Source organism: Stenotrophomonas terrae (assembly GCF_039674165.1).
In the GTDB taxonomy this organism is placed as follows: domain Bacteria; phylum Pseudomonadota; class Gammaproteobacteria; order Xanthomonadales; family Xanthomonadaceae; genus Stenotrophomonas; species Stenotrophomonas terrae_A.
Genome location: NZ_JBDJMY010000014.1, coordinates 90,455 through 101,428, shown reverse-complemented (window position 1 = coordinate 101,428; position 10,974 = coordinate 90,455). Strand labels below are relative to the sequence as shown.

Here is a 10,974-nt window from a genome sequence, read left to right as displayed (position 1 = left end):
CATCCCGCCCTGCCCGGTCGACTGCATCGAGCTGATCGCAATCTAGCAGTCTCGCTGGTAGCTGCCTTGCAGCTGCACTTGCAGGTGCTTTTGTAGGAGCGGCGTAAGCCGCGAAGCTGATGGAAATCCAGCTGGCGAAGATTCCAATCGCAGGCATGTATCTGGCGAGCCTTGGCTGCCCAAGATCATGTTGAACGCTGCAATCCAAATGCCGCAGGCCTCGCGGCTGACGCCGCTCCTACAAAAGCACAGGAGCCGGCTTCGTCAGCGAGTGAGTGTGGGAGCGGCGTCAGCCGCGAAGCTGGTGGAAATCCAGCTGACAAAGATTCCAATCGCAGGCGTGCATCTAGCGATGCCTTGGCTGCCCGGAATCATGCTGAACACTGCAATCCACTTGTAATCGGCTTCGCGGCTGATGCCACTCCCACAAAACAGCAGAGCGGCCAAAGCGGCACGCCTGCTCAGTATTCGTCGTCTTCCGCTTTCGGCGGCAACGGCGGCACCGTGTACTGGCGGCCGTGTGCGTGACAATCCGCGATCAAGGCCTCCGCGTCCGCGCGCACTATCGCACGCGTGCCCAGCGGGAACCGATCATCCTCGACCAGATCCGTGCGCAGGTCGGTGACCGGCGAGAACGAGGCCGACACTGCATACCGCTCCTCCGACGTGGCCAGCGCATCACCACCCCACCAGCGGATCAACCACTGGGCGTTGTCCCAAAGCAGCACTGTCTCCAACTGGCCACTCCCCAGCTGATAACCCACCGCGCAGAATCGATTGGGTACGCTGCGGTCGCCATGGCGTCGCACCGTGTTGCGCAGCTCCGCTTCGATCAGCTTGAACTGCAGGTAGTCCTGCGGCTCGATGCGCTGCAACGGTGCCTGCTTGTAGATCAGTTTCGTCAGCGCGGCTTGCGCCGGTGCCGCCGCATGCAGTGCACCGCTGGCAGCCACGGCTGCGAACAACAGGTAACGCATCATTTCCATCCCTGCCTCGCTGCAAAAAAACCAAACCAATCAAGCGGCTGTCTGCCCCGGACACCGTAGCCTCCAGGGCAGACGACTGCTATCGCAGCAGCTGCTTACGGCACTGCAGCGGTAATCACGATCTCGATCTTCCACGCCGGGTTGGCCAGCTTGGCCTGCACGGTGGCGCGCGCCGGCGTCGCACCCTGCGGTACCCACTTGTCCCAGGCTTCGTTCATGCCTGCGAAGTCGGCCATGTCGGCGATGAAGATTTCCGCACGCAGGATGTTGCTCTTGTCGGTCGGCGCCAGACGCAGCAGATCGTCAATGGCCTGCAATACCTGCTGGGTCTGGCCAACGATATCGGCGCTGGTGTCTTCCGGCACCTGCCCGGCCAGGTAGGCCACGCCGTGGTGGATGGTCATTTCGGACATGCGCGGACCGGTATCGAAGCGTTGGATCATGGCTGACTCGCTGTTGTGAATGTACCCATCATTGTGCCCCCAAGTGGAAGTTTCAGGCGTTTCTTTGCGTGAACGCCGCCATGACGCCAGCGCAACGAGCAGCAGCCAGCCCACCACGGTGGCAATCACCAGCTTCTGGCCCAGCCCACGCGGGCTGTCACGCCACAGCACGTGCAGCCACAAGGCGGCAAACGCAACCCACGCCCACCACCAGGCCAGTCGATGCTGATGCTGCCAGCGCGGATCGCGTCCGAACCACCATGCCTGCAACAGCATTGCCACGGTCACGCACAGGAACGCGGTCTGCGCCGCAAATCCGTGCAGCAAGGGTGCCAGCAGCGGCGCATGCTGCGGCAGCCAGCTGTCACCGATGGCCACCGCTGCCAGTGCCACTCCTGCAACCACGAACAGCACTGCCGGCAAGCCCCGCCGCGCAGGCCCGTTCGCCTGCCGGTACAACATCACGCCGAGTGCGGCGATGGCCGATGCCAGCAGGCAATAGGCCACGCGCAGCAGCACGCCATAAGGGCCATGCAGATAAAGGCTGAGGGTGGCGCGCATCCAGTCCAGATCATCACGGGCAAACTGCAGCGCGATGGCGATCAGCAAAAACGTCAGCAATGCCAACACCACCGCCACGACCAGTGCCGGACGTGGCAACCCGGCCCCTTGCGAACCACCACCCATGCCCTCTCCCCTACGCCTGAGCCTTGAGCCACCCAGTCTAGTGCGCCTGCCACCGCCGCGCCGACTGAAGCCGATGGAAACGCCCTGCAGGCGACATGCAGCCATCATCACGCACTACCGCTAGTCTTATGACTCCGCGCCGTACCAGCGCCCAGCCCGCCGAACCTGCATGACCGCGTCTGCCACGCCTTCGCACCCGTCCGCACCGGGCTGGCGACGTATTGCCGCCATCCTGGTAACCCTGGCCATCATGGCAATGGCCCTGCATGCCTTGGCCGGGGAGTTCAGCGACCACGGCTACCACCAGATCCGCGCGGCGGTGCGCGGGCTGTCATGGTCGCAGCTGGGGCTGGCGACGCTGCTGGGCATGGCCAGCTACGCCTGCCTGATCGGGTTCGACGCCATTGGCCTGCGTCGCGCCAGGCATCCCTTGCCGGCCACCCGGGTGGCTCTCACCGCCTTCCTCGCCCACGCCGCCGGGCAGACGCTGGGGTTTGCGGCACTGACCGGTGGTGCCGTCCGCGTGCGCAGCTATGGCCGCGCAGGGCTCAGCCTTGCCGAAATCGGCCAGGTGGTGCTGATGAGCACGCTGGGCTTCGTGTTTGGCGCCTGGCTGTTGCTGGGCTTTGCCCTGTTGCTGGAGCCGGGCGCGGCCGCGCTGGCCTTGCCGATCCCGGCAATGGCAGTACACGCAGTGGGCGTGGCCATGCTGGTCGGCTTCGCTGCGATGTTGCTGCTGGTTGGGCGCCAGGGCCGCAGCATCGGTTGGGGCCAACACCGCATGTGGATACCCGACCGGCGCACGGTGCTGGAAGTCACCGCCTTGAGCGTGGTCGAGTTATGCCTGGCATCGGCGGCGTTCTATGTGCTGCTGCCGGCACAGGGCGAGGTCGGTTTTGTCGGCTTCGTTGGCCTGTATCTGGTGGCGGTGGTGGCGGGCCTGGTTTCCACCGTGCCGGCCGGGCTGGGCGTATTCGAATGGAGCCTGCTCAAGCTGCTGCCGCATGTGGCACCGGCGGCCCTGCTGGCCGCCGCCGTGGCCTACCGGGTCACCTACTACCTGCTGCCCTTGTTCCTGTCCGCATTGCTGGCGGCACTGGCCAGCGTGCGCCGGCCACTGCGTAGTGGCGCCGGCACCGCCTGGACGGTAGTGCGGCCGTGGCTGCCGCAGCTGATAGCGCTGGCGGTATTCGCCGCCGGCGCGCTGCTGCTGATCGATGGCACCTTGCCGGTACCGCATCAGCGGGTTCTACCGGCGCCGCTGCCCATCGTGGAAACCTCGCATCTGCTGGGCAGCCTCGGCGGCATCCTGCTGTTGTTGATCGGCCAGGGCCTGCAGCGGCGCAGTCATGCCGCCTGGATGCTGGCATTCGCGCTGTGCATCGCGCTGCCGTTGCCGGCCTGGTTGCGCGGCGGCCATCTCACCGTGGCACTTACCCTGCCGCTGTTGGCGATGGCCTTGTGGGCGGCACGGCGCGAGTTCTACCGCGAGGGCGCGTTGCTGGATGAAGCCTGGTCCTGGCCCTGGCTGCGCAATGTGGCGCTGGTGCTGGTGGCCACGGTATGGCTGTTGTTCTTCGTCTACAGCCACGTCGAATACCAGAGCGAGCTCTGGTGGCAGTTCGCCACCTCCGGCAATGCACCGCGTGCGCTGCGTGCCCTGTTGCTGGTCTGCATCGCCGTGGTCATCTTCGGCTTGGCACGGCTGCTGCACAGCACCCGCAGTCCACTGCCCTTGCCCGATGACGCCACGCTGGAACAGCTGCGGCCGATCCTGGCGCAGGCCGAGGACACCCAGGCCTGCGTGGCGATGACCGGCGACAAGGCGATCCTGCGCAGCGAAGCCGGCGATGGCTTCGTGATGCTGCAGCGCTATGGCGGCTCACTGGTAGCCATGGGCGACCCGGTCGGGCCGGCGCAGGTGGCCACGGCGCTGATCTGGAAATTCCGTGAAGAAGCGGACCGCCTCGGCCTGCGCCCGGTGTTCTATCAGACCAGCGGCAAGTACTGGCAGAACTATCTGGACCTGGGCCTGACCCTGGTGAAACTGGGCGAGGAAGCGATGGTGCCGCTGAATGATTTCAGCCTGGCCGGCAGCGAACGCGCCGACCTGCGCCAGGCATGGAACAAGGGCAAGCGCATGGGCCTGAGCTTCAAGCTGGTGGCGGCGGGCGAGGTGCCGGCGCTGCTGGATGCGCTGGCCGAAATCTCGGACGCCTGGCTGGACGAAAAAGCCGGCGAGGAGAAAGGCTTCTCACTGGGCAGCTTCGAGCCCGGCTACATGAGCCGCTTCCCGGTGGCGTTGGTCGAGGCCGAAGGACGCATCGTCGCCTTCGCCAATATCTGGCAGGCACCGGCCGGCAAGGAGCTCTCCGTCGATCTGATGCGGCACCGCCCGGATGCGCCCAAGGGCACGATGGATTTCCTGTTCATCGAGCTGTTCCTGTGGGGCGCGGCCAATGGCTATACCCGCTTCTCGCTGGGCATGGCACCGCTGACCGGTCTGGCCCAGCACCGTCTGGCCGGCCGCTGGAATCGCTTCGCCAATCTGGTCGCGCGGCATGGCGAGCGCTTCTATGGTTTCACCGGCTTGCGCCGTTTCAAATCCAAGTTCGCGCCGGAATGGCGGCCGCGTTATCTGGCCGCCCCCGGCGGTGTGCATCTGCCGGCGGCACTGCTGGATGTGACCCGGCTGATTTCGCTGGATCCAAGCAGAAAGTAGTCGTTTTGATTTGCTGGTTTGCTGGTTTGCTGGTTTGTGGGAGCGGCGTCAGCCGCGAAGCTGGTGAACCGAAACGACGTCAGCTTCGCGGCTCACGCCGCTCCCACAAGCACTTCAACAACGTAGCGGTGGCATTTGTAGGAGCGGCGTCAGCCGCGAAGCCGGTGAACTGAAACGACGTCAGCTTCGCGGCTTACGCCGCTCCTACAGGTGGTCGTTTGGGATTGCCGGCTTCGCGGCTTACGCCGCTCCCACAAGCACATCGATGCTGCTGCCAGGCCTTATCGGCTCTGCACGTGCTGCAGGATCACCTTGGCCAGGCCGGCGTAGTCGCCTTCGAAATGGTGATCGCCGGGCAGCTTCAGCAACTGCGCGCTGCCGGCTGGCAGCTTCGGGCACAGCGCGTCGTCGTCGTCCTCGCCATAGATGCACAAGGTGCGGTCGGCGGCCAGCTTGCGCATTTCCGGCGCGATCGGCAGGCCATCATCGCCGCCGCTGGAAATCCAGTTGCTGACATGGAATTCGTAGTCCGCGCGCTCGCCCAGCGACATCAGTGCGGTCATGCTCAGCATCTGCGCGCTGGGCGGCGGCAGCTTGTTGATCGCCGCAGGCAATACGTCGGCGCCCTGCGAGAAACCGACCAGCAGCAGTTTCGGCCGCTGCCAGTGGTTGGCGTAGTAGCGCGCGATGCGATCCAGATCAGTGGCAAACCCGGCCGGTGTGCGTTCGCTCCAGAAGTAACGCAGCGAATCCACGCCCACCACCGGAATACCGGCCTGCGCCAGGGCGCCTGCGACCTCCTTGTCCAATCCCGCCCAGCCACCATCGCCGGAGACGAACACCGCGAAGGTATCGCCCGGCCCGCTGGTCGGCACTTCCACCAGCGGCAGACCATCCAAGTCCGCTGGCACCGCAGGCAGACTGACGCCGTGTTGCGCGCCCAGCACCCGCGCGGCAGCAAGCTCACCGGGCAAGGCACTGCCCGCACGGGTACGCGCAAACGGCCGCGCCCACGGCACCGCGGCGGTGAAGGTATTGACCGTCGTCGCCGGGCAAGCCTGCGCAGTGCCGGCGGCAGCATTCAACCACGGGAAACGCAGCGGCTGCGGCTGCAGACTGCGGCCCTTGATGGCATCACCGCAGATCATCGTCGCGTTGTGCAGTTGCGGGCAGAAATCCTCGGTCAGCAAGCCGGCAAACACGTCCGCATCGGCCTGTGTTGCCACCGCATAGGCCAAGGCCGCACCGGCACCGTCGCCGCCAAGTATCGGCAGACGGTAGGTGGGCACACGGTAGTAGGCTTGTACGTAGCGCGAGAAGTTCTCCACGTCACCGGCCGAAAAGCCGCAATGCGCGCCTTCCTTGGCCAGTACCTGGTACAGCTGGCGGGTGTCGATATCGACCACCATGGCGCCGTCATCGCGCAGCGCCTGCAGCCGCGCCTGATGCTGCGCCGCCGGCGCGTGGCCATCGCCGAACCACAGCACCACCCGTTCTGCTGGGGTGCCGGGCAATAACACCGGTACGTTTTGAAAACGGCCATGGCTGACCTGTTCGGCCGCCAATGCCGTCACCACGGGTGCCACCAGCAGGCTCAGCGCCAGCACACTTCTTCCCCAGATCACACGCGCCATCCATCCAGTCCCGGTTTCTAACCGGCCCAGCCTACGCCTGCTGTTGGCAGAAAGATGTCGAAAGCGCTGGCTCAGGCCTGTGCTTCGGGATGCCGTGCGGTCCAATCGGCCAGGCGCTGCCGGTAGGCGGCCAGTTCGTCGGCATAGATGTCCATCACGCAGATGGGGCAGCCACTTTCGCAGCATTCATTCGGCCCCGGTGCTTCAGGCGGTTGCGGGCGCGGATCGGGATCCGGCGCGGCAGGATCATGGACGGGCAGTTCGTTCATCACAGCGGCCAACGCGGCCTTATCAACGGTGGGACAACCGCTAGTTTAGCCAAGCACTGCGCTCAGCCCGCAACCCGGCGCAGATTTACCCGCGCCTGTGCATCGTAACGTTCATGGAAAAAATCGCTGAAGAAGATCCGCGGCTGCGCCAATACCTTGCGCAGGAAACGACGCCGATTGAGCCGGAACAGGAAGCCCGGCACCTTGCCCTGGTACTCCTCGGCGATGCCGCGGTCATAGGCGTCGAAGATCGCATCCGGGGCACCGAGGATGGCCATGTCGCTGTCCAGGAACAGCGCGGCATCAGCATCCAGGGCATCCGCGCCAAGGCTGCCGTGCTGTGCGGTGAGTTCGATCAGCGCCACCACCCGCGCCACATCCACCGTGGTATCCGGCAACCAGCGCTCGATACCCGCCGCCGCCAACTGGGCCGAACGCGCCTCGTTGTCGCCCCGCCCGGCCTCATAGATCGCATCGTGGTACAGCACGGCCAGCAGCACCTCCAACGGCTGCTGCCAGCCGGGCCCGGCGGCGACATCGCGGTAATGCTGCAACAAGGCCTGCACATGGCCGAAGTTGTGATAAGCGCGCGGCGGCTGCGCGTAAGCGGTTTTCAGCTCGGCCAGCAGCGGAGGCGGCAAGGTCTGCAGCAAGTCGTTCATGCCTGCATCTTGGCATGAAGCCGTGACCACCAAACAGGATTTGCGGGGGCTGGCCGACGCTGAGACCACACAGCGCTCCCTCAACCGCAGGCGCTCAACCCAGCTGCCAACGGCCTTCAATCTGGTATCTCCCCTGGCCGAGGAAACTGCGCACGAGGATGAATTCGCGCACGAACCAGCGGAACGGCTGCACCGGCTGGATCGGCAGACGCCGCCTGTCGTACAGCAGGGTCATGTGCGGAGTGAAGCGCGGGTCCAGCTTGCCGCCTACGCCGTGCAGGCAGCGCGCCAGTTCCTCGTGCAGGCCATTCAACAACTCGGCGCCGTATTCACTGCGCAGCACGAACGGGTTCTTCGCACCGCCGGCAAAGCTGCCCACCTGATCAAAGCAGACCTCGAACTCGGGCATGCGCACCCGCGCCGCAGCTTGGCGGACCTTGGGCAGCAGGCTCGGCGGCAGGCCAGCGTAGTCACCCAGGTGGTGCAGGGTCACGTGCAGGCGCTCGGGCGCCAACGGATGCCCGAGCAGGCCATGTTCCTCGCGCAAGCCGTCGGCCAGCTCGGCCACGCGCTCGGCCGTCATCGGGTCCGGCATCACGGCAAAGAACAGGCGCTCGGTTGGAATGTCGCTGCCCAGGCCCAGCGTCATCTGGGCCTCGGTGGAGGAAAGCTGCTTCGTCATGGTCTGGTATCGAAAGCCGGCCGTCGTACCCGCTCCGTTGCGGCGGCCAATACTGTCTGGGGCCGCGGATACTAGCAGACAGCGCCGGCCGCGGCCCGGCCATGGCGAAAATTTCACCACCACTTACCGAGCCACGCCGCACAAGGGCTGCCGGTAGTTATCCACATGTTTGCACAGGGCTGGTCCACACCCGCTGTGGATTTGTACCCGCCGGCTGCCATCCACCGGCAACAGGCCTACACTGGGCATGCCGCAGCAAACTCCGGGTGATCGCCATGATCGGTTGGAATGCGTTAGTCCTGCTCGCCGCCAGCAGCGTAGCCTTGGCCGCGCCAGCGCCCTCCCCTACTCCTGTGTCGGCAGCTGCCCCAGCGCCGGTTCCCACGCCGGAGCAGGTAATGGCAATCCCAGCGGAAGTACGTGCGCAACTGCAGGAACGGGTGATCAACCTCGCCAACTCCCCCGAGCAGCGCTTGCACCTGCTGGTTGAGCTGGTGTTCCGCCCGGAGGGGCTGGGACTGGAATACGACACCGAGGCGACCTTGACGGTGGCCGAGACCTGGCAGCAGCACCGAGCCAACTGTCTGTCCTTCACCCTGTTGTTTGTTGCCCTGGCCCGCGAGATCGGCCTGGACGCGCGCATGCAGGAAGTCGGGCAAGTGGTGTCCTGGTACCAGGACCAGGGTCTGATCTTCAATGCCGGCCACGTCAATGTCGGTATGCGTGTGGACGGCCGCAGCGCCACCTTGGACCTGGACAGCAATGTGCTGTACGACCGCCGCGGGCCACAGCCCATCGGTGACAGGCGCGCCCTGGCCCATTTCTACAACAACCGCGGTGCCGAGCAGTTGGCCGCGCACGATTACCCCAGCGCCCGTGCCTACTTTGAAGCATCCCTGCGGATGGATCGGCGCTTCGTGCCGGCATGGAGCAACCTGGGCGTACTCGAATCGCGCGAGAACGACCTGGATGCGGCCGCCAGGGATCTTGAAACCGCACTGGCGATCAACGCCACGCACGCCCCCGCCCTGCACAACGCCACCAAGCTTTACCAGCGCATGGGTGATACACGCCGCGTCGCGCAGCTGCAGACGCGACTGGAACAGGTACGCAAGCGTGATCCGTTCTATCAGTACATGCAGGGCAATAGCGCCGAAACAGCCGGCGACTATGCTCTTGCAGCGCACTACTACCGCGAAGCGGTGCGGCTGTACGGCAATGCCCATCAGTTCCATTTCGGCCTTGCCCGCGCCTACTTCCTAAGCGGCAACAACCGGCTGGCCGAGCGCGAAATGAAACGTGCCCGCGACCTGGGCGGCGATCCACTGCGGGCGGTGTACCAGAGCAAGCTCGACGGCATCCGCCGGCTGGAAGCGCGCCACGCGGCGCGCTGATCGCACGCCACTGCGCGGTGCAGTGTGGCTGCGCCGCGCGAAGCTGGCTCAGGCCTTGCGCAGGAAGCAGGTCTTCAGCACCAGGCCCTTGATCTTTTCCGAGTTGCCTTCGATGTGTTCGGCATCGTCCTCGACCAGGCGGATGTTGCGGATCACCGTGCCCTGCTTGAGCGGGATCGACGAACCCTTGACCTTCAGGTCCTTGATCACGGTGACGGTGTCGCCAGCCACCAGCACATTGCCGTTGCTGTCGCGTACCACCAGGCTCGACTCGGCCGCTTCACCTGCGGTCCATTCATGGCCGCAATCGGCACAGATCCACAACGCGCCATCGGCATAGACGTTTTCCAGCGAACACTGCGGGCAGGAAGCAACAGACATGGGGGACTCCCGGACATTGAATAGCCGCCTATTCTAGCCGCTGGGGTCACAGTCGCTCACACCACCGCCACGCAGCGGGCGGGAAAGTGGCCGCGCGGCAGCCTGCGCCGCGCTGGCAGGACAACAAGTGGCAAAAAAAAGCGGCTCGCGATTCGTCATCTATGTGGCCCTCGCCGGCAATCTCGGCATTGCCGTGGCCAAATTCATTGCCGCAGCGGTTTCTGGCAGCTCGGCGATGTTCAGTGAAGGCGTACATTCGCTGGTGGACACCACCAATGAAGTGCTGTTGCTGCACGGCCTCAACCGTGCCAGCCAACCACCGGACCGGACCCATCCGTTCGGCCGTGGCCGCGAGCTGTACTTCTGGAGTTTCATCGTTGCGGTGCTGGTATTTGCGATGGGTGCGGGCATCTCGCTGTACCAGGGCATCGTCCATCTGCGCGATCCCGAACCGGTCGCCAACCCCACCATCGCCTACATCGTGCTGGCCGTGTCGCTGCTGTTCGAGGGCACCTCGTGGTGGGTTGCACTGCGCGAGTTCCGTGCCAGCAAAGGCCGCTATGGCTATTTCGAAGCGTTCCGGCGCAGCAAGGACCCCAGCACCTTCACCGTGCTGCTGGAAGACAGCGCGGCGATGCTCGGTCTGCTGATCGCCCTGGCCGGCCTGGCGGGCGCGCAGTGGCTGGGCATTCCTGAACTCGATGCACTGGCATCGATCGGCATAGCCGCGGTGCTGGCGGTGGCGGCCTACCTGCTGGCGCGCGAAACCAAGGGCCTGCTGATCGGCGAGCCCGCCCATCCTGAATTGGGCCAGGCCCTGCTGCAGCGGGCCAACGCCGATCCCGACATTGAAAGCGCGAACGGCGTGCTGACCATCCAGGTTGGCCCGAACCAGGTGCTGGCCACGCTCAGCGCGGCGTTTGACGACCGTTGCACCACCGTGCAGATCGAAGCCTGTGTAGCCCGCATCGAGCAGGCCGCGCGCCAGCACCACCCGGAGATCGTCGCATTGTTCGTCAAGCCGGAGACCCCACAGGCCTGGCAGGCCCGGCTGGATGCACTGGAACCGGAATCGAAACCGGGGCCGGCCAACGGCATGTGAAGCCAGCGGCGC

The 10,974-nt window shown here is 65.2% G+C and carries 10 protein-coding genes and 1 pseudogene; 3 read left to right on the top strand and 8 right to left on the bottom strand.

What is annotated here, in order from left to right:
* Positions 1 to 461: 461 nt before the first annotated feature.
* The 3 genes and pseudogenes from ABE493_RS08860 to ABE493_RS08850 all read right to left on the bottom strand — a co-directional run.
* Positions 462 to 986: a hypothetical protein gene (locus ABE493_RS08860; RefSeq protein ID WP_346498564.1), complete on the bottom strand. Its 525-nt coding sequence runs from the start codon at positions 984 to 986 to the stop codon at positions 462 to 464.
* 95 nt (positions 987 to 1,081) lie between these two features.
* On the bottom strand, positions 1,082 to 1,429 hold the full coding sequence (locus ABE493_RS08855; RefSeq protein WP_057627127.1) for a RidA family protein: 348 nt from the start codon (positions 1,427 to 1,429) through the stop codon (positions 1,082 to 1,084).
* A 63-nt stretch (positions 1,430 to 1,492) separates the two neighbouring features.
* A pseudogene (locus tag ABE493_RS08850) lies at positions 1,493 to 2,116 on the bottom strand (DUF998 domain-containing protein); the annotation flags it as partial.
* A 169-nt stretch (positions 2,117 to 2,285) separates the two neighbouring features.
* On the opposite strand from ABE493_RS08850, the gene mprF reads away from it, so the two are divergent.
* On the top strand, positions 2,286 to 4,838 hold the full coding sequence (mprF, locus tag ABE493_RS08845) for a bifunctional lysylphosphatidylglycerol flippase/synthetase MprF (protein ID WP_346498563.1): 2,553 nt from the start codon (positions 2,286 to 2,288) through the stop codon (positions 4,836 to 4,838).
* A 281-nt stretch (positions 4,839 to 5,119) separates the two neighbouring features.
* Here mprF and ABE493_RS08840 read toward each other — a convergent pair whose 3' ends face one another.
* The 4 genes from ABE493_RS08840 to thpR all read right to left on the bottom strand — a co-directional run bounded on the left by ABE493_RS08840 (position 5,120) and on the right by thpR (position 8,085).
* Positions 5,120 to 6,472, bottom strand: coding sequence for a virulence factor family protein (locus ABE493_RS08840; RefSeq protein WP_346498562.1), 1,353 nt, complete (start codon positions 6,470 to 6,472; stop codon positions 5,120 to 5,122).
* A gap of 71 nt (positions 6,473 to 6,543) precedes the next feature.
* Positions 6,544 to 6,741: an oxidoreductase-like domain-containing protein gene (locus ABE493_RS08835; RefSeq protein ID WP_346498561.1), complete on the bottom strand. Its 198-nt coding sequence runs from the start codon at positions 6,739 to 6,741 to the stop codon at positions 6,544 to 6,546.
* Between the two features lie 62 nt (positions 6,742 to 6,803).
* Positions 6,804 to 7,403 carry an HD domain-containing protein gene (locus ABE493_RS08830; protein WP_346498560.1) on the bottom strand — a complete coding sequence of 200 codons (600 nt, stop codon included), beginning with the start codon at positions 7,401 to 7,403 and terminating at the stop codon, positions 6,804 to 6,806.
* Between the two features lie 94 nt (positions 7,404 to 7,497).
* Complete coding sequence (gene thpR / locus ABE493_RS08825; RefSeq protein ID WP_346498559.1) at positions 7,498 to 8,085, bottom strand: RNA 2',3'-cyclic phosphodiesterase; 588 nt, start codon at positions 8,083 to 8,085, stop codon at positions 7,498 to 7,500.
* A 275-nt stretch (positions 8,086 to 8,360) separates the two neighbouring features.
* On the opposite strand from thpR, the gene ABE493_RS08820 reads away from it, so the two are divergent.
* Positions 8,361 to 9,479 (top strand): tetratricopeptide repeat protein, encoded by a 1,119-nt coding sequence (locus ABE493_RS08820; RefSeq protein ID WP_430980736.1) that lies wholly within the window; start codon positions 8,361 to 8,363, stop codon positions 9,477 to 9,479.
* Between the two features lie 48 nt (positions 9,480 to 9,527).
* Here ABE493_RS08820 and ABE493_RS08815 read toward each other — a convergent pair whose 3' ends face one another.
* Positions 9,528 to 9,860, bottom strand: coding sequence for a zinc ribbon domain-containing protein YjdM (locus ABE493_RS08815; protein WP_346498557.1), 333 nt, complete (start codon positions 9,858 to 9,860; stop codon positions 9,528 to 9,530).
* 112 nt (positions 9,861 to 9,972) lie between these two features.
* Between ABE493_RS08815 and ABE493_RS08810 the strand changes: the two genes are divergently transcribed.
* A complete protein-coding gene (locus ABE493_RS08810; RefSeq protein ID WP_346498570.1) occupies positions 9,973 to 10,962 on the top strand; it encodes a cation diffusion facilitator family transporter in 990 nt (329 codons plus the stop codon).
* The last annotated feature ends 12 nt before the right edge of the window (positions 10,963 to 10,974 follow it).

Coding starts and splice junctions, on each gene's coding strand:
- ABE493_RS08820 (WP_430980736.1), top strand. CDS start 8,361: ATGATCGGTTGGAATGCGTTAGTCCTGCTCGCCGCCAGCAGCGTAGCC.
- ABE493_RS08815 (WP_346498557.1), bottom strand. CDS start 9,860: ATGTCTGTTGCTTCCTGCCCGCAGTGTTCGCTGGAAAACGTCTATGCC.
- ABE493_RS08840 (WP_346498562.1), bottom strand. CDS start 6,472: ATGGCGCGTGTGATCTGGGGAAGAAGTGTGCTGGCGCTGAGCCTGCTG.
- ABE493_RS08835 (WP_346498561.1), bottom strand. CDS start 6,741: ATGAACGAACTGCCCGTCCATGATCCTGCCGCGCCGGATCCCGATCCG.
- thpR (WP_346498559.1), bottom strand. CDS start 8,085: ATGACGAAGCAGCTTTCCTCCACCGAGGCCCAGATGACGCTGGGCCTG.
- mprF (WP_346498563.1), top strand. CDS start 2,286: ATGACCGCGTCTGCCACGCCTTCGCACCCGTCCGCACCGGGCTGGCGA.
- ABE493_RS08855 (WP_057627127.1), bottom strand. CDS start 1,429: ATGATCCAACGCTTCGATACCGGTCCGCGCATGTCCGAAATGACCATC.
- ABE493_RS08830 (WP_346498560.1), bottom strand. CDS start 7,403: ATGAACGACTTGCTGCAGACCTTGCCGCCTCCGCTGCTGGCCGAGCTG.
- ABE493_RS08860 (WP_346498564.1), bottom strand. CDS start 986: ATGGAAATGATGCGTTACCTGTTGTTCGCAGCCGTGGCTGCCAGCGGT.